Consider the following 24,280-nt stretch of genomic DNA (forward strand, 5'->3'; position numbering starts at 1 on the left):
ACTTGAATTATTTGGGGGACTTTATGCCTAGGTACATAATTGAACGAAACTTTGCTGAGCAACTAAACGTCAGCGATGATGACAAAATTCACATCAAAGAAATCAATGACGAAGTCGGCGTTGAATGGATATTTTCATTTCTCAGTGCAGATAAGCGCAAAACATACTGCTTGTACGAAGCCCCTGATGAGGAGAGCCTCAGGAAGGCGGCTGAGCGCCTGAATATTCCTGCCGATGTCATAACACCCGTGGATCGGATTGATCCGGCAATATTCGCCTGACCAGCAGCCAATTTTACCCAACTCAATGAAACGACTTCGCGAGACAACGCGACGGAATTAACAATTAGCTGAGGCAGCCCTGCAAGAAGTCTGACCTGACTATTGGGAGGCTTACGCATGTTTGACCTGAAAACACTCGACGGAAGTACAGCTATTGTGCATCAAGACACCTTGGACGCTCTTGATGCATCACTTCGCGGCGGGGTCTACCAGAAAGGCACCCCGGAATACGAAGACGCAAGAACAACGTGGAACAGCATGTTCGAACGTTACCCAGGTTTCGTGATCCGCGCTCTGGGGGCAAGCGATGTGCAGAAGGCAGTGAATTTCGTGCGAGAGACCGACCTCGTTATGTCAGTTCGGTCAGGTGGGCATCAGATTGCTGGGCACGCTGTCGCAGATGAAACTGTGATGCTCGATCTGTCCCAGATGCGATCTGTTCACGTCGACCCTGTCAACAAGACCGCTCGGGTTGCGCCGGGAGCACTGCTTGGAGATGTGGATCGCGAAACTCAGGCCCATGGGCTTGCCGTTCCCGTTGGCATCAACTCAACCACGGGCATCGCGGGCCTCACCCTTGGCGGCGGCTTTGGATGGACCACTCGGAAATTTGGCATGACGATCGACAACCTGCTCTCAGCGGAAGTCGTGACTGCGGACGGAGCTATTGTAACTGCATCCCCTGCAAGTCACCCTGAACTTTTCTGGGCTATCCGCGGTGGGGGTGGAAACTTCGGTGTCGTAACCTCATTTGAATTCCAACTGCATGAGCTAGGACCCGATGTCCTGTCCGGCCTCATAGTTCATCCGATAGAAAATGCGCCAGAGCTCCTCGCTGAATTTGCTACGATTGCAGACAATTCCCCGGATGAGCTGACCGTCTGGAGCGTGATGCGGAAAGCGCCTCCTCTACCGTTTCTGCCAGCTGAGTGGCATGGGCGAGAGGTGCTGGTCTTTGCAGCCTGCTATAGCGGGCCGATGGAGGAAGGTGAAAAAGCTATGGCAGCATTACGCGCGCTAGGTGACCCAATCGCCGATGTGATATCTCCCCACAAATTCGTAGACTGGCAGGCCGCATTTGATCCTTTGTTGACGCCAGGCGCCAGAAATTACTGGAAGAGCCATGATTTCGAAGCGCTTTCTTCGGATGCAATCTCAGGACTCTTGGAAGCGATTTCCAGCCTTCCTGACCCGGCGTGTGAAGTTTTTATTGCCCATGTGGGCGGAGCAATGGCGCGCGTCGAGGCCGGTTCAACCGCTTACCCCCAAAGATCTGCTCACTTCATCATGAATGTTCACACGCGTTGGGAGGATTCCAGCAAGGATGCCGATTGTATTTCTTGGGCGCGAGATCTTTACGACCAGATGCAACCGCATGCGACCGGAAGTGCGTATGTCAACTTTATGCCCGAAGACGAAGCGGACCACATGGCAGGTGCATATGGTGACAACGGTGAGAAGCTTTCTAAGATCAAGGGCACGTACGACCCCACCAACTTGTTCAGGGTAAACCACAATATCTTGCCTGTGTGATGAAATCCTGAACTGCATAAATTGATCCAGATTGATGTTGATTGTTTTGCTTTGTCGTCACGCCGCATTTCTCGTTGGCTAGTCTTCAGGCCAAGTGGAGCATCCAAGCGACGATCGCGCTGGTGATCATGCACCCAATGGGTAGTGGTTTCCGTAGAAACGGCCAAGAAATTCAATATGCGTATGTGTCCGCTTTGGGCTCATTGCGGACATGCGCAAAGAAACCGACCGGTTCGAGGGGCGGCTTCCGCTTGGCGTCGGCAACATATCACCCCCGCGCCACCACCAACGGCGGTTCCTTGGGAAACGACCGGATGTCGAACCACTTAAAGCACGTTCCATCCGCATTGCGCTTGTCGCCCATGTGCAGGAACGCTCCTGCTGTCCTGTGTCGTATTAGTGCCGCCCTAAACGCCCGCAGGTCTATCAACCACCAATTCAGAATAGTCTGCCCATCAGGCCCCGCGTGACCGTAGAACATCCAATCTCCTTGGCCGTTCACTATCTTGGACAGCTCCGTTTCAGCCCCGGTTGGTAACTTGGCCCTGATGGTGAATTGGTGCGGATATCTGGTGGCATAACCGTGACGCCTTACCCTGGCCGCTATCCGCATGTCCTTAGCGTCTAGCATCAACAGGTCAGTGGCCTGAAAGTGGTCCAGCGGATCTGGCGCGGCCTGTAGGATATGGCTGCCGATAATGCTCTTTATCTCAGGCAGGAACTGATCCGACCAGTGCCGGTTGACGGTGTAAAAGCTCATATCAATTCTCACAAAGAAAATGGGCGCAGAGAATACCGCGCCCTTAATTTGTGCCGGTTACGCGGCTTCTTCTTTGACTTCCTTCAATGCCTGTTTTGCAGCCTTGATTGTCTGCTCCATCGGAGCCAAACCCTCGATGTAGGCCTTCATACCAATCTCGATTGCTCGAATTTCTTGGTCGTTGAGCTTCTTCAGATTCACTGCGAACTTATGCTCATTCTTTAAAGACTTGCGGAACTCTGCAGCCATGCCTTTCGGATCGCCGCACGCCAGCCAGTCGATAGAAATGCCTTCTTCTTTGCACCACTGCAGAAAGACATCATCCACGAGAATATCGCCATCCTCATCGAAACTCAGACCAGGGTCCGGCAGGTCGAACCATCGGCAGAAGGCGGTTACGCGCTGCTGGCAGGTAATCAAGTCAGAAAAGTCTGTGACAAAGATGTCTGGGTTTACGTCCAGTTCAGTCGATTTGGTCTCAGCGTTCATTGCATTTCTCCTGGTTTTGGCGGCTCAAAGCCGGGCTGCATGTCGAGGATGTCGGAGGCGAGTTGCCCAATCACTTCGAGAAGTTCTCCATATCCCCTGACTGTGAGGTCAATGTTCATTGCGCTGTCGGAGGCCGCGACGCCGGTACGGGCCAGGGCCAGTATCTTCAGCGCCTTGTCATAGGTGTCAGGCGACGAAGGAACGTCGAAGATTGGCCCGGACACACTTTCCCCGTTCGCGCGAACGCGTTGTTCAGTCATTGTGTTTCCTCCTGACGAAATAGGTGGGCCGATGTTGCCCCTAAAAACGATACACTGTATCTATTAACGGACAGGGTATTTGTCAATACAAGGCAACCAAAAAGATACAGGGTATCGATAATGACGCCAGCACAGGCAAGGGCAGCAAGGGCAATTCTAAAGGTAGGTGTTAGGGAAGTGGCAACCCAAACTGGGGTGACACCGAATACGGTTTCACGAACCGAAGCACAGACGCCTCAAAGCGTGCGTGGACCAAATACCGCTACAATTGCTGTGCTTAAAGCATGGTATGAATCCCAAGGCATCCAATTCCTGGATGCAGGTGATACGGCTAACGGGGTCGGAGTGGTTTTGGTCAATAAAGGTGACTGATGAAAAGAACACTTGGAGTTCTTTGACGACTTCCTGGCTTGGTTGGATAAACCAATTTCAAAGCAAGTACTGAACGACCAGGATTCTAACTAGCACACGCTGTTCAGAAACATTTTTTTGCTGGTATTCATAGATCAAACTGGTGACCCCTGTTCTCAGGTCTGACAGAGTAGGCCATCTCACTGGGCGAATAGAGACCTTCGCGCAGTAAGACTGCCTCATAGGGTTTCAGTGTGGGCAGGACGGTTTCGGCAAATCGTTCTCTTCTCTGACGCAGCTCGGGAAATAGTTCGAAAACCTCGCGCAGCGTTGCGCGATCCATCGCGTCTAGAGAAGTATCGCCGGGGAAAAAGGACTCGGACCATACGCCTTCAACACAAATTAGCTCATGTTGGTCAAAGAGAACGTGGATATAATGAACTTCTTGCTCGGGTGAGAGTTGGAAAACCATTTCACCATCCAGTAAGCCCTTGGCAGGCGCTAGCATCAAGCTTTCGCCGAAACACAGCTGCATGTCTGGCGAGGTAACAGCAATTCGATGTTGTGGCGAAACCGTCAGATCCCGTGTCGGGCATTTGCTTGAGAAGCTACCTGCACGAAAGCGAACCGGACAGAGATGCGGACTTTGCTGTAAATCGCCAACGGTGAGGCGTCGTTTGCCGATCCAGCGAACAGGCTTTGCTGTCCCATCGAAAACTGTCACTAGGTCGCCGGGTTGCAAGGTCTCAATTGGTTGTGAGCCCAGAGGTGTCAAAACCATCGACCCAAGTGTGAAGCATACAAAGGAGGGCAAAGTGTCGTAATCTGAAGGAGGTGCAGTAACAATGCTGTTGTTAGTGTTTTCTATCGTGTCACCGACATCCACATCGCCAGAAGTAACAATGATGTACTGGGGGTTGGAAAACTGAACCAGTGTGAATGTTACAGGCTGCCCACCTATGTCACCGCTATAGGTTTCAAACGTTTGAAAGTTGGTAGAGTCACCTAAGAAACTAGGTACCCCCGAGACGTCGAGTTGCTGGCTTCCATCTGCATCAGGATCTTCAAGCGCATCATCATCATCAATAATCTCTACCTGATAAGAGTTAAGCACGGTGACGTCTGTGAAGCTTAATGGATCATTGTCAATTTCAAGAATCGTAATGAAAGCCAAAGCGCTATCCCTCGATATACAACCCAATCAATAGTTCAATTAGAAGAATGCAACCTTATGGAGAAAAGATAAAGCTCTGTTACGTTATTGAGGCTGCCTTGGAACGTGCCCTAGGTAAAAGCCGATAAAAAACTCAGATTTAGACCTGACCTCACAATAACCGCTAAACCAGCTAACCGGCGCAGGCGTAATTTATAGTTTTGCCGCTATAACGTCTCTTGAGTGCCCAATTTCACTTACTCCGGGCAGTTACGGTGTTTTAGTGCAGTGAATGAGTAACAAGGTGTGTTCCAGATGAAGTTTATCCCCGCAACCGCCCAATCAGCAATTGTCCACGCGTACGAGCTGGCTGCCAACGACCTGGAAAAGAGCATGGCAATGTGGGCAGGCAGTCAACTCATGGTGCTTTACGACAGGCGCTCGGTGCTTTTGCAGGAATATGCTGAAATCTGGGCCGAGAAGCTCAAGACACGAGATCCTCTTTCTACGGCAAAGAGATGAAACCACGCACCTCAGGTGTCATTCAATATTGAATGTCGAAGAGTGTTAATCCTAGGTGAACGGCGCATTCTCAATTGGTTCAATCTCGTTCGGGTAGCATAGGTTCGGTGGTCCCAATTTCGACCACCTTAGTATGAACCATTTTGGGGGAAACATTATGAAAAATTCCAAACTTACTATCATCAGTTTCTTAGCGGCGTCGTTAGCTTTTTCCGCACCTGTATTAGCTGTCGAAGAAACTGATGACCCTGAGCCGCCGTCTGAAACCAAGAAGGGCGATAACGGCTGGGGCAACGGTGCCGATACGACAAATGCCGGGAGTTTCTCAGGCGGCACCAGTTCGTCAAAGAGCACAAACGGCGGCTCGAGGAACGACAGAAACTATCCTTCGGCGCTTGATAGGTTCGAAGGACGGTAACACAACCGGAATCGAACTTCTTTGTGGGCGGCGCTGGCCGCCCATTTCACGTCTGACCGGTGCAATTTCTTTCTGAACTATTTGATTTCACCTTGCTGGCCCAAATGTGTGCGTACGCTCTCTGCGTCTCTGATTTGTCATTGTGTAGCGCAAAAAGTGCGCATGCTGCCCACATCGCGGCATCATAATCTGACCATGTTCTGTGCAGTTTAAACGCATTCGCAATCGCGCTGTCTGTCGTGGAGTGTTTGGATTTTGAGTTGTGCGACACGTAATTACACAAAAACAATGCTTGCCAGAAACCCTAACATAATCCCCATTGATGCTGTGGAGAGTGTTAGGATTAGGTTCAACATTGGATTCTCAAGCCTCAATAAATGAATAGTTTTGACAGTGATGTGCCAAAGGAGGTTCACCTTTAGTATGCAGAGCATTGTTGAATGGACAGAGAACGCGCTGTTAATACGCGGTTAACAATCAGATAACCTGAAGAATTTACTTGGTGTGCTGTTTTCGGGCTTCGCCACAGGAGATTCCATGTTCGTGTAAATTTGGTCGGTTGGTGGGGCTGGCCGGGGGGTAGCGCCAGCCCCACCGAGCTTAACCGGGCGTTATGTACCACGGCTGTTTCAGTGAGAGTGAAGGTTAAGAGACTGTTTCGCCACGACAGCAGTACTATGACCATCAGATGAGGTTAACGGTCACATTGAAACCAATGAGTTTCACTGCCACAGCAACCGAGCCGTTCAGTACTTGGTTTGTTACACTGTCTCTCGTTTTCACACGTCTGAGGTGTGCCGCCGTGTCCTCGAACCAGCGACTGCGCCAAGTTGCAACAACCCAGTTTAATGTGTGAAAAACAAACCGTTAACATTCAGTTAACAATCCTCGCCCTCGTATGACTTTGTTGCAAAGCCTTCGTCATCCAACACGCACAATTAGCCCTATGGTAGAACCAGCCAGGAGCACGACGGTTCGAATGCAAGTTAACCTAGAATGAACGGAGTGTTTTTGTTGGGTTTAACTCAGTTTGGTCAAGTTGTTTCTGTAGGGATGCATTCTTAATAAATGACCATATCTGAACTAACGATCCTTGAACTGTATTGCGTTATTGCTGCCTCAACTTCGCTGCTTGCAGGTGTCTGTTGGGCGTTGATGAATGTAATCATTGACTCTGACAAACAACCATCTTGGTCGAGATATGTGATTGTCGGGCTTGTATTCCTTGGCGCAGTAGTTGGACCCGCATTCTACGGGGTTTGGATAGTTCTCTTTGGTATCTAGTGAAGCTTTTGTAACAGCGGGTGCAATTCTGCGACGGTGACTACCTATCAGAATCGCGCAATTTCAGGTATGCCACTGGACATTGATTTAAGCTCTGAGGTGTTTCCATGACCACTGTACGCACCCCGACTGAATACCGCGCCGCCCTGCGGGAAATTGAGTACCTGTGGGGATCTGAACCGGATACCAAGGAAGGCAAGCAACTCGTAGAATATCTGGCTGCTGTTGAGCGGTATGAACAACTAATCACGCCAGAGCCAGCGTTGCAGGGATAGCGCTCTTAGCGCCGGAGAGCGGCCTGCGTCGGGAACTGCGACCAATGACATTGAATGGCTACATCGCATTCTTAACTTTCGATTTGGCCCTTGCGTCCATCTGCGCTAGCGCCTTGCTCCGATTGAGCTTTGTTGGCAATCCAAGGCATCAATCGCTCTTGGCCTTACTGGAGCTAGTGCTTTTGGTATGGGCGTTTTATACGGCGTTTTCGTACCTTTTTCTGACACCGGTATCCGTGTGGTGGTTAGTATTGATTGCATTCGCAATCTACCATTTCGGCCTCTTCTTAGTTTCAACCGATATGACAACTGCAGTTGTGTTTTCGATCACGCAATTCATAGTGATTTCATTATTGTCATTTTTTTTGCTAGTTGCGGCTTCTGGAAACGGCATCTTTCTTTCGCTTGCAAGCTCTTTGGCTATATTCGGATTAACTATAGCGGCACAAAAAATATATCATGCCGCCTTCACGTTGTATGGACATGAAATATCGGACGATGCGAAGGAAGAGATAGAAAGCATTGGAGAGCTACCAGGACGCGAGGCATCACCCCTTGAGAAGCTATTTATAAAAGCTCTGGCAACGGCATTAGTACTGATAGTGTCGCTGCAATTATTCGCGGCATGGTATTGAACTAAATCGGTTTAGACCTTCGCTTCCGTGCGGCCATCTTGCGACAGCCTTCTTTGCAATACCTGGCGTCCACCCGTTTCCATTCCGGCATGAGGTTGCCACAGTATGCGCAGTGCCAGCCCTTTGAATAGTTCTGCGCCAGCTTTTGGGCGCGCTGTGCTATCCGCTGTGCATTCTGCCATGGGAAGTGGGTGAAGCTGAGCCGCACGTGAGGCGGGTTCAGTTCCTCAATCCAGATTGTTGAGTTATCGCGGTCAGTCATGTGTGTACCTTATCCGGGAACTACCTTTGATATTGCTGGGTAATCGTATTTAACTCCATGACGCGCGGGCGGGCGCGTATTGGTCGCGATACTCGTGTCTTTAGGGCCTCGCAAAACTCGAACCCGCCATTGCAGTGCCCCCTGTCTGGACGTTGTGTGCCGGGGTGACTAGGTTGTTGGTATGAACCCAGCCGATCCCCCGTTAGCTCTGGAAGTGGCAGCAGGCATATTGATAGCCTACTGCGTGGTGTTCTGTGCCAAGAATGCCGTTGCCCATTGGAACCGGGGCGACGGTAATATGGCGGTAATGATGGGTGCTCTGGTGGCATTCGTTGGTGGCGGCCTCATTCTTGCAGGTATGGGTACAATAGGCTGGTAGCTATATCGGTTGCGAAGCCACCCGCGCTTGCACCGGGGATTGCACCAGCCGCAACCGGCCCGATTGGTTTTTCGCCCTTGACCTTCTGACCAATCTTAGCCGCTTGCAGCCAACCAGCGCCTTTCTCGGTACCCTTAGCTGCGGCGCGACCGGCAACTGCACCAGCAGGACCACCGGCCTTGTAACCGATAAGGGTTAGCGCGCCCTCCCACATCTTCTTTGCCATTCGGGCGTTCTCGTACCCCGTGCCTGAGTGGTTCACAGCACCCTTGGGTGGGACCAACCGATTCAGGGACGTTGATAGCCGGATCATCTGGCCACGTTCTTTCGGAGTGAACAACAAGTTAGCCAGTGGCTTTGTCTGAGGGCTATTGAAGAAGGCGCGGATGTTCTCCGACACCTTTTGCGGACCCCAAGGAATAGGGCCTGCCGCTCCGGGTGTCTCGGTGCCGGGTTTCTGAGTCAACTGACGGAATGCAGCTTGTCGAACAAGACTCCACTCTTCGGAGCTCTGCCCCAACGTATGTTTGAGCTTTGCCGCCAGCGGGGCATTCATTTTTCCACTACCCAGCTTAGAGGCCCCAAACATCCAGCGCATGACCTGATCCGGGCTGGCATCTGCGTCAATCATGTCCTGCAGAAACCGTGAACCCTTGTCAGCGCCTCGATACTTAGCGGAATACTGCGCCCAGAGCCTGCGGGCTTCCCTCAGATCCCCGAACCCGGATTCGTCGCCATCAAACAGCTTGGCCGTTACCACATCATCAACCCAGGAGTCGTATTCGTTCTTGATGATAGACAGGGCGCGTTTGTCTTCAGGCTTTGCTTTGGCAAGAGAGGCAATTAAATCCCTACGGAAGGTCTCAATCAGCCGCAGTGATACACCGCTATCACCTTCGCCGCGTTTCTGCAGGCGTGTCATGTAGGCACGGGCGTTTGAGTAGATATCACTGGTGAGGTCTATCTCTTCGTCAGCAAGGCGGCTCTGTACGCGCTGTACGACGCCCTTAGCCACGTTTCCGCGCACTGATACTCCGGCATCGTCTGCGGCCTTGTACATGGCCTGTGCAGCGGCTCTCTCGGCTTCGCTCATTGATTGCAAGCGGGCGGTTACAGCCTGTGAGGCGTCCAACTGGTCGGCAGGTATTCCGTCGCTCAGCTCTTTCGCCACACCGTCTATTCTGCGCGTTGCAGGATCTGGTTTACACCATTCAAGTCACCCTGTTCGTAAAGGAACGTGGCTTGAGCGACGCCCTGACGAAGGCCTGCAAGTTCACGCTCAACTTCAGCAGACTCCATTTTCGCCATGCGCTCTTGAAGGATCATCTCCATTTCACGCCTGTCATAGTCCATCTTTTGCGCGCGCTGCGTCTGAACCTGATGATGGCCCCGAATTTCCACGGCCAAGCCCGGATCGTATTGGGCAACGGCTCCAAGCGCCTCAGGATCACCCGCAAGGATGTTCATTCCCTGCGTCTGAAACACGCGGCTTAGTGCGTTTCGCTTGTCGTATTCGTCGGCTCTGGCACGGGCTTGCTGCCCCTGCGCAAATGCGTTGACGATATTGGGCTGTCGGCCCGCCAAAATAATCGAGTGGTCTAACCTGCTCATTGAATCACCTGCGGCATGTAATTGGTCGCTACTTGGTCCATGGCTTTGGCGGCGGCGTATACGCCGAATTCTTCATCCACCATGCAAACAAAGCGCGATTTCAACTCAGTGGTCAGGGGTTCTTGGCGTTCACCGCCCAGCCAGCGGTAAACCTCTCGTTCCTCCTTTGCCCTCTGCATGCTTGCGGCAAATATCCCGCTAAGTACTGGGTCAAACATCGCCTTTTGTCCGTCCATGATCATATGCGATATGGTATCATATTACCCCAAATGATTCAAGAACGGGAGGGGAACAAACGCGGTTACGAACACCATTCCGAGTTTGTTTTAGCGATGAGTTTGAATGAGCCGCTGCCGCACAGGTCCGCTTCACTTTGTGCAAGCTCCAGTTCGAATGCCTCAATGAGCGGCGCAATCAATTGCTCGTCCAGCATATAGAATGACACCGCATCCCGAGCGCCGCGAGAAAGCACGTTGTCAGCATTCCAACCCCAGCGTCCCCGTCCGGCATGAGTACTTAGCCAGCAATGTATCTCACTAAGCTTGTAGCCGAACCCTTCTTCGGGAACTTGAACCCGCACTCTGATTGGGAAGTACTTCTCATCCGCTGCTTTCTTTGGTGATCTGCTGCGCGTGACCATTACGCCTCGATAACGTCGATTAACTCCGGCCCGTCATCATCGCGGCCAATCGGTGCGACCTTGTGATAACGCATACGCCCATCCCATTCCGTGCCCAAGTTCTGCGCTTCGTCGTGGTCAATCTCGCCTGACATCCACGGCACAAGGTTCTCGTTCGTTAGAATTACCGGTGACCGTGCATGTATGTGTTCGATTTGATGCAACGCAGGGCGAGTGAGAATTGTGCAGGTGTTCAGACCAGACGAGAGGCGCGAGTAGAGGCCTGCGAAATACATGCAGGGGTCATTGGTATCTGTCTTGATAACCCAAGGCTGTTTGGCCCCCTTTGGGCCTGTCCATTCATAGTAGAAACTGGCCGGGATAATGCATCTGCTGCTCTTCCAGGCGACCCGGAATGAACCTAGCTTATGCGCTGTTTCAATCTTCGCGTTGAAAGTGGTTGGCTTCCACTGTTTCACGTCTTCCTTGAACCAGTGCGGTACAAGCCACCAGCGGGCCGTGGAGCTAATCAGTCGCTCTTCATGGATGAACGCCAAATCCAACATCTGAGTTGGCTTGACGTTCCAGCTCATTGACAGGTCTTTGGCGTTTGGATCGCGCTCAGTTGGGTTAGGAACGCCGTTCACGATCCAGTTCTGCAGAGCATAAAGCTCCGCCCACGTCATTTCGGGTCTGCCGAGTCGTCCGCACATTCGGTGAGCTTAGCAAAACAGGGGGAACGTTTGGTGAACTTTTTGATGGTTGGCGACGAGACTGGCGGCAATTGTGCGGACTAAACGGACAACCGACGAATAAACCAAACGAGCCGCTTTGCCTTGAATAAATGTCGCAGGGATATCACAGTCATATGATGAAGCTTTTGTTGCACCGATATCTTCAAGTTCGTCTCAGCATCGAAAATTCACGGATTTGGGAATTTGCCACAAAGACCACCTTAAGACTTGTAATCAGTTCATTGATTGTCTTCACGGCTGCAATGCTCACGATGCTTGTCTCAGTCTTTCTCTTCACTTGGAGCAAGGTTCTCGGTTTATTGGCCTGCGCCGCATTTGTAGCGCTATTGTTAGTCGTCAACATTTTGGCAGATGAAGGTCGTCGGCGGGAAAAGGGGCGTTAGGGGCTCGTAGCAGACATTCGAAGTCAGCAAGACGGGAGCGGAGCTAAGGCTGCAAAGCAGGACAAAGCTGTGGCTCGTCGAATATCTAAAGACGAATTATCAAATGCGTGATAGCTCCAGATTATGGCAACGACATCTGCGCGAATTCGACCGTCGATCCCTAACGCACTTGCGGTTATTGGTGTCCTTTTTGCTTCAATCTGTTTCGGACTGGTTCCCTATTTTAGCCGTAACCTGACTGAACAGGGCGTCGCGCCTTATGCTGTCGCATTTTATCGCTATGTTGTTGCGGCATTCCTTCTGCTTCCTGTTCTCATCCTGCACCGAAAAGCATGGCGAGAGATAACTTGGGGCCTGTCAGCCGGAGCCATAATGGGACTTGGTTGGATCGGATATGTGACGGCGCTGGAGAAGTTGCCCGCATCGACAGTGGGTGTGCTATACATGACCTATCCGGTGTTCACCCTAGTCATTGCCTGGGCTGTGTTTGGCGATGCACCCACGCGACGCGCCATGTTGGCCGCTGCTCTGATTGTGGTCGCGGCTGTCATTGCTGGTTCGCCCGCGTCAGTCCCTACAGAGCATGTACCAACGCTGCTTATATCACTTGCCGCTCCATTCGGGTTTGGCTTCGGAATTTGCGTCCTGGTGCACAGGTTGTCACGGATTGCGCCATTAGCGCGCATAGCGTCAGTTTCTCTAGGGTCTGTTCTTGGCCTCGCTCCGCTCATTCTCGGTGCTGACGTTGGAGAGCTTCTCCCGCGTGAGCAATCTGATTGGCTTCTCATAGCTGGTATTGGACTAGTCACCGCGTTCGTGCCCCAGCTAATTTACACGATTTGCTCACCTGTCATCGGAGCTTCCCAAACCGCAGTAGTCGGGAGCATCGAGTTACCTACGATGTTTGCCGTGGGATTTCTTGCCTTTGGAGAAGCCATCTCTTTGCTTCAAGCTTTGGCATGTGCCTTAGTGTTGGGCGCAATCGTGATTACAAGAAGTAGAAAGACGCGCACCGTATCTACCGTGCTCGCAAATTCACCGAGACGTTAGTAGTGGGCTAATAGCCGACATCCGACCAAGTCGATGTGTTAGTGCAGAACTCGAAATTTGCTGACAATAGGCCTGCCGAACACCCCCCATTTATCGCGGGCTGAATATGACGGGTTTTTTGTGCTATACTGTGCGGGCCTCCCGGTTCGGGAGAAGGGGAAGAACCCACCGTCTCACAAATGATTGAGAGTGAAGGTGGTGAGGGGCTGGATTTGGGGGTCTTAGCCAGCCCCTCTCTCTTGAGGGGGTATCCGGAGTGGTAGTGTTGTTCCGTTGAACCCAATCTACCCCGTTAGCGCCTTGTCCGAAATTGGGGGATTCCCGTAGACCCCTTATTTTCTTATCTCAGACACAATTCAAACACGCTGCACCGATACCAAGCAGGCGCGGCGCGTCGTGATGGGATTAGCGATTTCGATGAGGGGGTACGAGTTTGGCGCGTCGTACCTCCAACCAGCGAAGCTATTGTCTATGCAAATAGAATCCTTGGTGCGATATTGTTGGTTCATCAAGACCGGTGGGAATTCAACATGCTATCAATGAATCCGTGTGAACCATTCTAGGCAAAACCTGGTGGAAAAATGCTGACGCGTTTGTTGTTAATTCTGGTGTTTCTTTTGCCCGCGCCACTCGCTGCAAATCCCACTGCGACTGACGAACTGAACACGTTTCGAAAAAGCCAAGGTCTTCAAGGGTTAGTCTATAGTCGGAAGTTGGAGAAAGCCGCCAAGTCTCATGCTGAAGACATGGTGAAGAAGGGGCTCTTTTCGCATACCGGTTCTAGCGGCTCTGACGTGGGTAAGCGGGTGCGCAAGGCAGGCTATGATTGGTGTTTCGTTGCTGAGAACATTGCCAAAGGTCAAAATGGTCTGGACGCTGTGATGTCGGCTTGGGCGCAGTCACGGGGGCATCGTGCCAATATGCTGTCACGCAAGGCCAAGGAGTTTGCGCTGTACGAGGCTGCGGATCGTACCTGGGTGATGGTTCTAGCCGCACCCTGTCGGTAGCGTTGTGATGAGGATTGGCGAACAACGTAATAAGCGATTCACTAACTTTCGTTTTCGACAAACCGTTCCATTGAACGCATCATTCGAACGTGCTCATTGGTGGCTTTCCACATTTCCTAGACCCCACATTGTTCAGTGCCAAGCAAATTGCCAACCAACAGCGGGCAAAAACCGACTTTTGTTTTCAGTGCTGAGCACCGTCTGGCACGCATCATCAATCCGATGGCTGAAGTCTCTAAACTCTTCGTCATCAAGTCGCTCGACCTTGATGTCTTCCAACCCATCGATTTTGGCTGTGGCAAAGAAAATGTCAGGTTCCAGCCTTTCCGAGAAATCATCAGGTGCACGACAAAAACTCGAGACGCTATGCACCAGTCGCCCATCTCGGGAGTAAAACTCTATATCAGGCAAAACGAAGATTGGGCCTTTTGCAGATACTTGCTCAAGCTTTTCTAGTCTTTTGCGAACGCTCATTTTGTGCTTCCCATCAAATTCATTTGACATCCCAGCGCAGAGTCACGGTGGCCCCAACGCCTTTGCCTAGAAGGTTGCCAGCCTGATCGAAACGGCGCATGAACTCAGCACCAGCCCGCCTTCAATGTGACTAAAATCGTGGTTTCTACCAAATCTGAAACGCTCACGATGGCAGGATGGGCGTTCTTTCTAAGATTCTTGCATTAGAGTGAGTATGTCTCAAAGAAATTGTTGAAAGGGTCGACCATGGATGAGAGGACAAAGAACTTCCACGAAAAAGAATTGTTTGACCTTCGGGTCGAAGTAGGTCGGTGGCAGGATCAGAGAGCAAGCTTTGAGCGAAACGCGCTCACTGCAGTCCTCGCGATTTGGGCCTTTGCTGCGATGTACCCACACTCAGGTGCTTTTAAATTTGTAAACTACTTCGTTTGGTGGGTCCCAGTCATAGCTTGTGTTTTTACACTCCACAGGTTGAAGACATTCTCCAGGTCGATAAATTTGACCGGCGAGTATTCAATAGAATTGTACAAGGAACTGGCAGACCCAAAATTGAAAGGCTGGTTCGTTTGGTTGAGAAGCACGACGCGAGAAAAGGGTGATTTGGCAGGCCACACGCAAACTGCATCGGCAATGTGGTACTGGTTAGCTAGCTTGGCAGTGGTTGTTGCTGTCATAGCTAATATTTCCCAGTACCTGTCAAACTAGGAAAACAGATTACGCCGAAAAGGAATCCTGAGTTCTAACCACCACCAGCTAGAAGCCGCTCCAAAGCGCGAGCCAGACGCACATGCTCGTTGATGTCTTTCCTCATCTCCTGAGCCTCTCTGGTGCGCAAACCGTGCTTGTATGCCGGGTTTGCTTTTCCAGGACCGTGACCACCGCCTGCGCCATGCATCCGGCAAACCGTCCAGTCTTTTACCGCAGGGTTTTTGCAAGGAAGTCCGGTGCGTTTTGACTTCGCCGTGCATCGTGGGGCCGCGTGAGCCTTGTGCATGGGGTTGGAGTCACTTTTTATCATCAGCCCGCCCCCCGTGGTGAACGTCACCAACAATGGCTTGGCCACCTTCTTTCACTTCAACACGCTCCATCCGATATATGCTTTTTCATTTTCAACAACCGGTAACGGTTCTCGATAGCGAGATGCTTCTCCCAGGCTTCCTTTGCGGGGCCTCTCCAACTCGCCACGATTCCGAAAGCGCCAATTGCAAAATCGACAGTCTTACAAAACTCGCCTGATGGCGCGCCGCCTTCGGCGGATTGTCCGTACGAAATTTCTTTTCTCAACCGCCGAAAGAGCCGTCTTACACCTTCGGAAACGATGTAAGCAGCATGATTTCTACTTGTTGAGGATGGCAGTTCGTCTCTCCAGCCGCCTATCTGGTCGGCGTCTTGCTGCATTGTGCGAATCAGAAACTCAATCTGCTGCGGTGTGATAGTTCCAGCCTGGATTAGAAGCTCCAGTTCATTTTTTGATAGGCGATTCAATGACCTTGCCAGGTTCTTAGCGTGCCTAACGGCTTCGTTCAGATTGCCAGCAGCGTTTTTCAAAGCTCGCTGATGTTCCGGCGTCGACCATTCAGGAAGACGCAATCCTCTGAAGGCGTCCATCACAGCCCATTCGTCACATCCAACAAACTTACCAATATCGCGAAACGGTTCATTGCCGTCCCCTTCAAGAGGAGGATAAAGCTCATCACTCGAAGACATCACCCAATCCTCCCGATGTGTGCTTGTTTTGCTGTCACGAAATCTGACCAGCGCTGCATGAGTATTCGACGCTGATCCAAATGATCCGTGCGCCTGTATGCGCGTTCAACAGTTCCGCCGACAACATGACCCAGACACGTTTCCGCGACTTCATGTGGGGTGTTTGTGGTTTCAGCGATCCAATCTCGGAAACTGGATCTGAACCCATGGGGCCGCGCCTCCATTTCCCTGCGCTCCATCAGGCGAGACATTGTTGCGTCCGAGATGACACCCTTGCGGACACTCGGAAATAGGAAGCCGTCGCGCGCTTGCTTCTTAGCTGCTTCAATAACATCCAGCGCAGCATCTGATAACGGGACTCGGAAATCCTCGGTGGCATCCCTGCGCCCCTTTATGATTTCAGCGGGGATCGTCCAAACATCGCCTTCAAACTGACCCTCGTACGCTTTACGCACTGGCCCAGAGCGGACCGCCGTCAGAATCAACAGACGCAGAGCGAGGTGTGTCGTCGTGCCGCCGTTCAGACTGGCATAGAAGCTTGGAACTTCTGACCAAGGTAGTGCCGGGATGTTCTTGGGTTTATGACGTTGCTTTCCTAATAGCGCTCGGGCTTTCATTGTGGCCTGCAGATCCACGTTTAGACCAAGGGCGGCGGCATGCTTTAGACAGATGCCCAGGCGATCCATTGCCTTGCTGGCGGTTTCGGCCTTCTCGTGCCAAATCGGGGCCAGCGTATCCCGAATATCAATTTGGTCTATGTCAGCGACTGGGACCTTTCCAAGCTTCGGAAGCACATGCAGTTCTAAAGGCGAGTACCACCGTCCTGCCCTACCATCACCCTTTAGCTCTGCCTTGCGGGATTCAAACGCATCAATGGCAATGTCTTTGAGCAGGTTCATATTCCGCTCTGCCTGTCTACGCTCCCGCTCTCGCTCTTTTATCGGGTCCAGGTTCTTGCGAACGACTGCGCGCCATTTCTCAGCTTCTTCGCGCGCCTCTTTCAGCGACACACCCGGATAGGCACCTAAGCCCATTTCCCTGCGGCGACCGTGTACGGTGACCAGCAGCACCCACTTACCTTGTTTGGTGTCCCGCTTATGCAGCCACAGCCCGCCACCATCGCCATACTTACCGGCATCGGCGGTTCTGACCTTGGCTCCGCTCAGCTTGTTTGTTTGGCGCATGGCTGTATAGGTTTTCCTACTGGTCCAACTTCCAGTCCCACTTCTATATCTTGTATATCACGGAGCGCTCCGGAACAACCCGGAACGATAAATGTTAATGTTTATTGAGATTTCCAGAACTGAGCAGACATGCCGGAATACAAAAGAACATGTAGGAAGGGCTGTTCAATGCCCTCCACCCGCACCAACACGACTTCTTACCATCAATGTGATTGATCGCTGGCGAACTTACGCAGTTCAAACGCCGTAGCGGGCCATAAACATGTCGACGGCCTGTAATGCAACCTCGTCTATCTCGTTCTGGTCAAATCGATTTTGGATACCGAAAGCCGCGCGGCCCCATAGTCGGACTTTGCACAGTTCAGAAAACTGCTCGGCCGCGATGTTGACGTCTTCAACCGCCAACTCACCTTTGCCAACTGCCTTGGTCAGATATTCGGCCATCTGGCGTTGGCCGTTCTTCGGTCCTGCTTCATAAAACGCTTTACCAAGCTCGGGGAATCGGTCGCGCTCGGCCACACATATGCGAAAGACTTGCTGCGCGAAGTCCGAGACGAGAAAAGCCGTAAGCTGAGTGGCTGCTATCGTCAGCACCTCGCGGGCTGGCTTGGTCTCATCGATCATCGAAAGGATGCGTTCAGACATCAGGCGGCATTCGGTCTGGGCAACCTCGGTGAACAACAGTCGCTTGTCGGGGAAATAGCTGTATAGCGTTGCCTTCGAAACACCCGCCGCACGCGCGATGTCATCGACGCTTGCGCCTTCAAACCCATCCGCCATGAAAACCTCTCGGGCCCCACGTAACACCTGGTCGAATTTACGGCCTGTACGCAGGATGGTGGCGGCTTGGGTCATGATGTCTCCGAATTGCGATATCCTGCAACACTATAAACCGTTCGGTTTAGTTTCAACGCTTTTCACTCCGATATCGGTTTTGGCACAACGTTACGGCTTCAATCGTACCGCCGACCGTGCGTCAACCTTGCGAGCCTGACCAGCCATGTTAACACGTTGCCATGGTCGAGATATTTCTGCGCACTCTCCCCTTTTTCGCAATCATCGGCCTGGGGTTCTGGGCCGGACGCAGCCGGTTTTTCCCTCCCGAGGCGACAGCATATCTAACCAAGTTCGTGTTTTTCTTTGCTTTGTCGGCTATGCTATTCCGGTTTGCCGCCACCCTGCCCTTTGCCGAAATTTTCAACGGTCGGCTGGTTATCGGGTATCTGATCGGCACTGCTGGCGTCTATGCGCTGGCGACGGCTATCGCTTATCTCCGAGGGCTGGACATCCCCACCGCCGCGGTCGAGGCGCAATGTGCTGCTATTGGCAATGTTGGGTTTCTGGGCCTGCCCATGCTTGCGCTTTTATTCTCCGAAGCTGCCATAGGTCCAGTGATGTTGGTGCTGACAGTTGATCTGGTTGTGTTTTCCTCATTGATCGTGATCCTGATCAACGGTGGCCGCGATGGTCGGCTCAGCCTGGGGACGATGCGCCTGATCGGGATTGGCCTGCTGAGAAACCCCATGATCTTGTCAATCTCCGCCGGATTGATCTGGTCTGCGTTAGAGGTGCCTGTACCAGCCCCGCTTAATGATTTTCTGACAATTCTGGGCGGTGCGGCTACGCCGGGGGCGCTGTTTGCCATCGGGGCGTCACTGGCAGACAAATCGGCCGAGCGCATCCAGATCGCGGGCTGGTTGAGTTTTTGCAAACTGGTGCTGCATCCGTTTTTCGTGGCACTTATGGTGATTTGGCTGATCCCGGTTGCCTCATTCCCTGCGATGGTCGCAATCGCGGCGGCGTCTTTACCAGTTGCAGGCAATGTTTACATGCTGGCCGCGCACTACGGTGTGGCCCCGCAACGGGCATCTGCTGCCATCCTGTTATCTACCATCGCCAGCATTCTGACCGTCCCGCTGGCGATAGGATGGGTCAGCGGATTCTGATCTTCACCTTTTCGAAAAATGAGCTTTCCAGAGGTGGCTGCACTTTACGCCGACGCTGCAGAGCGGTAGCCATGGCCCGGACACAACGTAAGGATCAGCTTGATGGAAACCCTTTCGGAAAATGCCTGTTTTGGTGGTGTGCAGGGCGTTTATCGCCATGCTTCCTCGGCCTGCAAATGTGACATGACATTTGGCCAGTTTCTTCCAGCCGAAGCCAAGGACGGCCCTGTTCCTGTTCTGTGGTATCTGTCGGGCCTGACTTGCACCCATGAAAATGCCATGACGAAGGCGGGTGCCCAGGGTTGGGCGGCCGAACAGGGCATTGCGCTGGTGTTCCCCGACACTTCACCACGCGGCGAAGGCGTGGCAGATCACGAAGACTATGACCTTGGCCAAGGCGCAGGGTTCTATGTCAATGCCACGCAAAGCCCTTGGACGCCTCACTTCAACATGTGGGATTATGTTGCCGAAGAGCTGCCGGCCCTTCTGGCCGAGAACTTTGCGATTGATCCTGATCGTCAGGCCATCACCGGGCATTCGATGGGTGGGCATGGCGCATTGACGCTGGCGATGAACCTGCCCGGGCGTTACCGGTCTGTTTCGGCCTTCTCGCCGATCTCGAACCCCATGGGGGCGGATTGGGGTCGCAAGCAACTCAGCGCGTATTTAGGCGATGATGAGACCGCATGGGCCAAGCATGATGCGTCGGCGATGATGAAAAGCACAGGCTTTGACGGACCGGTCCTGATCGACACCGGTGCAAACGATCAGTTTATGGATCTGTTGCGCCCGGAGGCACTGGCGCAGGCAATCGCCGAGCGTCGCCAGCAGGCCACTTACCGACTGCAGCCCGGCTATGACCATTCCTATTATTTCGTGTCCACCTTTATGGAGGATCACATCACCTTCCACGCCGAAGCGCTGTATGGGGACTGAGGCATGAGCAAATATGACTATGACCTGATCATCATCGGCTCGGGCCCTTCAGGCCGGGCGGCGGCGATTCAGGCAGGCAAATTGCAGCGCCGGGTGCTGGTGATTGACCGCAAAGATCGTTTTGGTGGTGTCTCTGTTCATACCGGAACGATCCCATCGAAAACCTTGCGAGAGACGGTGCTGAACCTGTCAGGCTGGCGCGAGCGCAGTTTTTATGGGCGCTCCTACCGGGTCAAGGATCAGATCAGCGCCGAGGATCTGAAAGCACGGCTGCACATGACACTCGATCATGAGGTCGATGTGCTGGAGCATCAGTTCAACCGCAACCATGTTGAAACGCTGAACGGGTTGGCGACGTTCACGGGGCCACACGAGATCGAGGTGGCTACGGATGCAGGCGAATCCACGCGTCTGACAGCAGCCAAATTCCTGATCGCCACCGGCACCAAGACCTACCGGCCAGATTACGTGCCTTTCAATGGCAAAACTGTCGTCGATGGGGATGATTTCCTTGAGATGGAGGAAATCCCGCGTTCGCTCTGCGTGATCGGTGCGGGCGTGATCGGCGTTGAATATGCAACTATGTTCTCGGCGCTTGATGTCCGGGTGACGTTGATCGAACCGCGCGAGACGTTTCTGGATTTCATCGACAAGACACTGATCCACGATTTCACACATCAAATCCGTGAAAATGGCGTCGATCTGCGGTTGGGGGCAGCCGTCGAGAAAATAGAAGACGCCGGTAGCCATGTTGAGATCACGCTGGACAATGGGCGGCACGTCCGGGCCGAGATGCTGCTGTTTGCAGCCGGCCGGATGGGGGCGACCTCGGCGCTGAACTTGGACGCGGTTGGCATTGAAACGGATCATCGCAATCGTATCAGCGTGGACCGCAAGACCTATCAGACCTCGGTGCCGCATATCTATGCCACCGGAGACGTCATCGGGCATCCGTCGTTGGCCTCAACTTCGTTGCAACAAGGGCGGGTCGCGGCCTGTCATGCGCTGGAGACTCCAACCCTGCCGGAAAGCCCCTGGTATCCGTATGGGATCTACTCGGTCCCCGAAATCTCAACCTGCGGGATGTCCGAGGAAGAACTGCAGGAGCGTGGTATTCCCTACGAAGTGGGCGTGGCCCGTTTCCGCGAAACCTCACGCGGGCACATCATGGGGTTGGAGCATGGCATGCTGAAAATGCTATTTTCGCTCAAGACCCGGCGGGTTCTAGGTGTGCAAATCGTTGGCGAAGGGGCAACCGAGCTGATCCATATTGCGCAGGCGGTGCTGAACCTGAAAGGCACGGTGGACTACTTCGTGCAGAACACGTTCAACTATCCGACCCTTGCCGAAGCTTACAAAATCGCGGGGCTGGATGCCTTTAACCGGATGCCCATTCCGGACGAATTCAAGGTGCGCAAATCGACGCCAAAGGCAAAGTCAGCGCCAAAGGTCAAAGAGGCGTGACGACGCTTTACATCGACGGGGATGCCTGCCCGGTCAAGGCCGAGGCTGAACGGGTGGCAACCCGGCACAAGGTGCCGATGGTTCTGGTCTCAAACGGAGGGCTACGCCCCTCCGCCAACCCGTTGGTGCAGATAGTGATCGTCGCCTCGGGAGCAGATGAGGCGGATAAGTGGATTGCCGAACGCTGCGGCACCGGCGATATTGTCGTTACCTCTGATATACCGCTGGCCGCCAAGTGTATTGAAGCCGAAGCACGCGTGCTTCGGCCCAGTGGTGAGGCTTTCACCGCGGCCAATATCGGCCAGCAATTGGCAATGCGCGATCTGATGGCGGACCTTCGCGCGGCGAACCCGCTGGGGACAGGTGGCGGGGGAAAACCATTTAGCAAAGCCGACCGGTCGCGTTTTCTAGATGCGCTTGAGCGCGAGATACGCGCTGCCCTTCGCAGGTAGTGCTCCCGCCGGTCAGAGACGCATCAAAGATGCGTATCCTCCCGTTGGGCTGGGCAGCGCGTGCCGCGCGGCGGTTGGCGCTTGCATCTCTGACTTGCGCTTGGTTCAGTCGGTGGTGATTGAACTGGTATGGGATTAAGTCATGGCCGTTGAAGCCGTCATATTTGACATCGGAAATGTGCTGATCGAGTGGCAGCCCGAGCGCTATTATGATCGAATAATCGGCGAGGATCGTCGTCGCGCCATGTTTGACGAGGTCGATCTGCATGGGATGAATGATCTGGTAGATCAGGGCCATCATTTCACGGATACGATTTACAATTGGGCGGACAAGTACCCGGAATGGCGCGATGAAATCCGAATGTGGCATGACAACTGGATCGAACTGGCCGCGCCCGAGATCCCACATTCAGCGCGACTGCTGCGCGCGTTGCGGACCAAGAAGATCCCGGTCTTTGCCCTGACGAATTTTGGGGTTCAGAATTTTGACTATGCCACTACCGTTTATCCGTTTCTGAATGAGTTTGATCGTCAATACGTCTCGGGTCGGATGAAGACGGTCAAACCTCATATGCCAATTTACGAAATGGTTGAGGCCGATTGCGGCATCCCTCCCTCGGCGCTTTTGTTTGCAGATGACAGGATCGAGAATATCGAAACAGCAAGGGCGCGCGGATGGCAAACGCATCACTTCATCGATCCGCAGGGTTGGGCGGATCGATTGGTTTCTGAGGGGCTGCTGACCGCTGAAGAGGCCGCATAGCTCAGGCTGTCACGCCGGTTGGTGAGCGATTTTCGCGGATGGGCAGGTGAATGATGGCGCTGAACGCTCCGATAGCGACGCCGATCCACCAAACCATGGTGTAATCACCGAATTGGTCGTACATGCGCCCGCCTAACCAGATGCCCAGAAAACTGCCGATCTGATGGCTCAGGAATACGATCCCGTAGAGCGTGCCCATGTACCGCAGGCCGTAGAGATGTGCGACAAGGCCAGATGTTAGCGGTACGGTCGCCAACCAGAGCGACCCCATCACAAGCGAGAATGCGATCACGGACAAGGGCGTGATTGGGAACACGATGAAGGCACCTGCGGCAAGCGTTCGGCCGGTGTAAACCGCCGCGAGCAGGTACTTCTTCGGAAAGTGATTTCCAGCCCATCCGGCCAAAAGAGTTCCGCCGATATTGGCCAACCCAATCAACGAAATCGCAATCGCCCCCAAGGCTGAAGTTGTGGTGATCCCCATCGAATGTAAGAGGCCTCCGGGTTGGATCGGGCCGCACATCTCGGTGACGAAGGCGGGGAAATGGGCTGTGACAAAGCCCAGTTGATAGCCACAACTGAAAAAGCCGATCGCAATCAGCGAATAAGACGGGTCGCGGAATGCCTTGGACAGGATCTGCCCCATACTCTCTTCTAGCTCCGTCCTGCTGACGGGCTGAGGCGCGCGCATGAATGGCAATGTCAGGATCAATGCAAGGATAGCCACCGCAAAGATCAGAAACACTTGCTGCCAGGGTAAGAAAGTCAGCAACCACTCCGCTGTGGGTGCGCCAATGACTTGCCCGAAACTGCCCGCTGCGGTGACAATCGCCAATGACATCGAGCGGTTCGCATCCGATGAGGCACGACCTACGACCGCAAGGACCACGCCAAACCCCGTCCCAGCGATCCCGAAACCCACGAGCCAGGCATACATCTGATGTTCAAACGGGGTAACGGACCATGCCGTCAGGACCATTCCCGCCGTATAGGTCAGAGCGCCCAGAATGATGGCGCGCCGATCCCCAATCTTTTCCGCAATGGCGCCAAAGATCGGCTGGCCGATCCCCCAAGCCAGGTTTTGTATGGCGATCGCCATCGAAAAATCGCTGCGTAGCCAGCCGAACTCATCCGCAATCGGTATCTGGAACACACCAAAAGAGGCGCGTACGGCAAAACTGACTGTAATTACGATGCAGCCGACGATCAGGATCGGGTTCAGCAAACGGGTGGATTGCGACATTAAGGCTCCGAAGATTGGTTCCAGCAGACGTTAGCGGTACAACTCGGCGCGTCAATTCAGGAGTTTTGTGACGCCAGTTCAGCA

29 protein-coding genes are annotated in these 24,280 nt (G+C 53.1%); 15 read left to right on the forward strand and 14 right to left on the reverse strand.

What is annotated here, in order from left to right; all coding sequences use genetic code 11:
- The first annotated feature begins 23 nt into the window (after positions 1-23).
- Both ACR0NE_RS01500 and ACR0NE_RS01505 read left to right on the forward strand, forming a co-directional pair.
- Positions 24-281 carry a DUF4242 domain-containing protein gene (locus ACR0NE_RS01500; RefSeq protein WP_058283661.1) on the forward strand — a complete coding sequence of 86 codons (258 nt, stop codon included), beginning with the start codon at positions 24-26 and terminating at the stop codon, positions 279-281.
- Between the two features lie 117 nt (positions 282-398).
- Complete coding sequence (locus tag ACR0NE_RS01505; protein WP_170596605.1) at positions 399-1,814, forward strand: FAD-binding oxidoreductase; 1,416 nt, start codon at positions 399-401, stop codon at positions 1,812-1,814.
- Positions 1,815-2,082: 268 nt separating this feature from the next.
- Here the strand turns inward: ACR0NE_RS01505 and ACR0NE_RS01510 are convergent, their stop codons facing one another.
- The 4 genes from ACR0NE_RS01510 to ACR0NE_RS01525 form a co-directional block, all read right to left on the reverse strand.
- Positions 2,083-2,574 (reverse strand): hypothetical protein, encoded by a 492-nt coding sequence (locus ACR0NE_RS01510; RefSeq protein WP_170596603.1) that lies wholly within the window; start codon positions 2,572-2,574, stop codon positions 2,083-2,085.
- A 57-nt stretch (positions 2,575-2,631) separates the two neighbouring features.
- Entirely contained in the window at positions 2,632-3,063 is a 432-nt protein-coding gene (locus tag ACR0NE_RS01515; RefSeq protein ID WP_170596602.1) for a hypothetical protein, read from the reverse strand.
- Positions 3,060-3,323: a hypothetical protein gene (locus ACR0NE_RS01520; protein ID WP_170596600.1), complete on the reverse strand. Its 264-nt coding sequence runs from the start codon at positions 3,321-3,323 to the stop codon at positions 3,060-3,062. The genes ACR0NE_RS01515 and ACR0NE_RS01520 overlap by 4 nt, the downstream gene beginning before the upstream one ends.
- Positions 3,324-3,822: 499 nt before the next feature.
- Positions 3,823-4,848 carry a Hint domain-containing protein gene (locus ACR0NE_RS01525; RefSeq protein ID WP_170596598.1) on the reverse strand — a complete coding sequence of 342 codons (1,026 nt, stop codon included), beginning with the start codon at positions 4,846-4,848 and terminating at the stop codon, positions 3,823-3,825.
- A 294-nt stretch (positions 4,849-5,142) separates the two neighbouring features.
- Here ACR0NE_RS01525 and ACR0NE_RS01530 point away from each other — a divergent pair, with 294 nt between their 5' ends.
- The 5 genes from ACR0NE_RS01530 to ACR0NE_RS01550 all read left to right on the forward strand — a co-directional run bounded on the left by ACR0NE_RS01530 (position 5,143) and on the right by ACR0NE_RS01550 (position 8,602).
- On the forward strand, positions 5,143-5,349 hold the full coding sequence (locus ACR0NE_RS01530) for a hypothetical protein (RefSeq protein ID WP_170596596.1): 207 nt from the start codon (positions 5,143-5,145) through the stop codon (positions 5,347-5,349).
- A 157-nt stretch (positions 5,350-5,506) separates the two neighbouring features.
- Positions 5,507-5,767 (forward strand): hypothetical protein, encoded by a 261-nt coding sequence (locus ACR0NE_RS01535; protein ID WP_170596594.1) that lies wholly within the window; start codon positions 5,507-5,509, stop codon positions 5,765-5,767.
- A 1,391-nt stretch (positions 5,768-7,158) separates the two neighbouring features.
- Positions 7,159-7,326, forward strand: coding sequence for a hypothetical protein (locus ACR0NE_RS01540; RefSeq protein WP_170596592.1), 168 nt, complete (start codon positions 7,159-7,161; stop codon positions 7,324-7,326).
- 44 nt (positions 7,327-7,370) lie between these two features.
- The gene (locus ACR0NE_RS01545; protein ID WP_170596590.1) at positions 7,371-7,961 is read left to right on the forward strand and encodes a hypothetical protein; all 591 of its coding nucleotides are present in this window, start codon (positions 7,371-7,373) and stop codon (positions 7,959-7,961) included.
- Between the two features lie 443 nt (positions 7,962-8,404).
- On the forward strand, positions 8,405-8,602 hold the full coding sequence (locus ACR0NE_RS01550) for a hypothetical protein (protein WP_170596588.1): 198 nt from the start codon (positions 8,405-8,407) through the stop codon (positions 8,600-8,602).
- Here the strand turns inward: ACR0NE_RS01550 and ACR0NE_RS01555 are convergent.
- The 5 genes from ACR0NE_RS01555 to ACR0NE_RS01575 all read right to left on the reverse strand — a co-directional run bounded on the left by ACR0NE_RS01555 (position 8,568) and on the right by ACR0NE_RS01575 (position 11,545).
- Positions 8,568-9,695, reverse strand: a complete 1,128-nt coding sequence (locus ACR0NE_RS01555; protein WP_170596586.1) for a hypothetical protein — start codon at positions 9,693-9,695, stop codon at positions 8,568-8,570. The two genes, ACR0NE_RS01550 and ACR0NE_RS01555, sit on opposite strands and share 35 nt — an antisense overlap.
- Before the next feature lie 83 nt (positions 9,696-9,778).
- Positions 9,779-10,213 (reverse strand): hypothetical protein, encoded by a 435-nt coding sequence (locus ACR0NE_RS01560; protein ID WP_170596584.1) that lies wholly within the window; start codon positions 10,211-10,213, stop codon positions 9,779-9,781.
- Positions 10,210-10,455, reverse strand: coding sequence for a hypothetical protein (locus ACR0NE_RS01565; RefSeq protein ID WP_170596583.1), 246 nt, complete (start codon positions 10,453-10,455; stop codon positions 10,210-10,212). Before ACR0NE_RS01565 ends, ACR0NE_RS01560 begins: the two co-directional genes overlap by 4 nt.
- Positions 10,456-10,514: 59 nt before the next feature.
- Positions 10,515-10,853, reverse strand: a complete 339-nt coding sequence (locus tag ACR0NE_RS01570; protein WP_170596581.1) for a hypothetical protein — start codon at positions 10,851-10,853, stop codon at positions 10,515-10,517.
- Complete coding sequence (locus ACR0NE_RS01575) at positions 10,853-11,545, reverse strand: SOS response-associated peptidase (RefSeq protein WP_170466477.1); 693 nt, start codon at positions 11,543-11,545, stop codon at positions 10,853-10,855. The genes ACR0NE_RS01570 and ACR0NE_RS01575 overlap by 1 nt, the downstream gene beginning before the upstream one ends.
- A 158-nt stretch (positions 11,546-11,703) precedes the next feature.
- Between ACR0NE_RS01575 and ACR0NE_RS01580 the strand changes: the two genes are divergently transcribed.
- From ACR0NE_RS01580 to ACR0NE_RS01590, 3 genes are all read left to right on the forward strand, one after another.
- Positions 11,704-11,970, forward strand: coding sequence for a hypothetical protein (locus tag ACR0NE_RS01580; RefSeq protein WP_170398061.1), 267 nt, complete (start codon positions 11,704-11,706; stop codon positions 11,968-11,970).
- A gap of 123 nt (positions 11,971-12,093) precedes the next feature.
- On the forward strand, positions 12,094-13,020 hold the full coding sequence (locus ACR0NE_RS01585; protein WP_170398064.1) for a DMT family transporter: 927 nt from the start codon (positions 12,094-12,096) through the stop codon (positions 13,018-13,020).
- Between the two features lie 581 nt (positions 13,021-13,601).
- The gene (locus ACR0NE_RS01590) at positions 13,602-14,027 is read left to right on the forward strand and encodes a CAP domain-containing protein (protein WP_170596579.1); all 426 of its coding nucleotides are present in this window, start codon (positions 13,602-13,604) and stop codon (positions 14,025-14,027) included.
- A gap of 132 nt (positions 14,028-14,159) precedes the next feature.
- On the opposite strand, the gene ACR0NE_RS01595 is transcribed toward ACR0NE_RS01590, so the two are convergent.
- The 4 genes from ACR0NE_RS01595 to ACR0NE_RS01610 all read right to left on the reverse strand — a co-directional run bounded on the left by ACR0NE_RS01595 (position 14,160) and on the right by ACR0NE_RS01610 (position 18,247).
- Positions 14,160-14,501 (reverse strand): hypothetical protein, encoded by a 342-nt coding sequence (locus tag ACR0NE_RS01595; RefSeq protein WP_170466483.1) that lies wholly within the window; start codon positions 14,499-14,501, stop codon positions 14,160-14,162.
- A gap of 1,074 nt (positions 14,502-15,575) precedes the next feature.
- A complete protein-coding gene (locus ACR0NE_RS01600; RefSeq protein WP_170596577.1) occupies positions 15,576-16,208 on the reverse strand; it encodes a hypothetical protein in 633 nt (210 codons plus the stop codon).
- On the reverse strand, positions 16,208-17,392 hold the full coding sequence (locus tag ACR0NE_RS01605; RefSeq protein ID WP_170596575.1) for a site-specific integrase: 1,185 nt from the start codon (positions 17,390-17,392) through the stop codon (positions 16,208-16,210). The genes ACR0NE_RS01600 and ACR0NE_RS01605 overlap by 1 nt, the downstream gene beginning before the upstream one ends.
- A 237-nt stretch (positions 17,393-17,629) precedes the next feature.
- On the reverse strand, positions 17,630-18,247 hold the full coding sequence (locus ACR0NE_RS01610) for a TetR/AcrR family transcriptional regulator (protein ID WP_170393933.1): 618 nt from the start codon (positions 18,245-18,247) through the stop codon (positions 17,630-17,632).
- Between the two features lie 161 nt (positions 18,248-18,408).
- Here ACR0NE_RS01610 and ACR0NE_RS01615 point away from each other — a divergent pair, with 161 nt between their 5' ends.
- The 5 genes from ACR0NE_RS01615 (at position 18,409) to ACR0NE_RS01635 (ending at position 22,953) form a co-directional block, all read left to right on the forward strand.
- A complete protein-coding gene (locus ACR0NE_RS01615; protein ID WP_170393935.1) occupies positions 18,409-19,338 on the forward strand; it encodes an AEC family transporter in 930 nt (309 codons plus the stop codon).
- A gap of 102 nt (positions 19,339-19,440) precedes the next feature.
- On the forward strand, positions 19,441-20,274 hold the full coding sequence (gene fghA, locus ACR0NE_RS01620; protein WP_170596573.1) for an S-formylglutathione hydrolase: 834 nt from the start codon (positions 19,441-19,443) through the stop codon (positions 20,272-20,274).
- A 3-nt stretch (positions 20,275-20,277) separates the two neighbouring features.
- Positions 20,278-21,738, forward strand: a complete 1,461-nt coding sequence (sthA, locus tag ACR0NE_RS01625; protein WP_170393939.1) for a Si-specific NAD(P)(+) transhydrogenase — start codon at positions 20,278-20,280, stop codon at positions 21,736-21,738.
- Complete coding sequence (locus tag ACR0NE_RS01630; RefSeq protein WP_170596571.1) at positions 21,735-22,190, forward strand: YaiI/YqxD family protein; 456 nt, start codon at positions 21,735-21,737, stop codon at positions 22,188-22,190. Before sthA ends, ACR0NE_RS01630 begins: the two co-directional genes overlap by 4 nt.
- A gap of 142 nt (positions 22,191-22,332) precedes the next feature.
- Complete coding sequence (locus tag ACR0NE_RS01635; protein WP_170596569.1) at positions 22,333-22,953, forward strand: HAD family hydrolase; 621 nt, start codon at positions 22,333-22,335, stop codon at positions 22,951-22,953.
- A gap of 1 nt (position 22,954) precedes the next feature.
- Here ACR0NE_RS01635 and ACR0NE_RS01640 read toward each other — a convergent pair whose 3' ends face one another.
- On the reverse strand, positions 22,955-24,196 hold the full coding sequence (locus ACR0NE_RS01640; RefSeq protein ID WP_170596567.1) for an MFS transporter: 1,242 nt from the start codon (positions 24,194-24,196) through the stop codon (positions 22,955-22,957).
- Positions 24,197-24,280: the final 84 nt, after the last annotated feature.

The sequence above is a fragment of the Ruegeria sp. C9 genome (genome assembly GCF_056537585.1).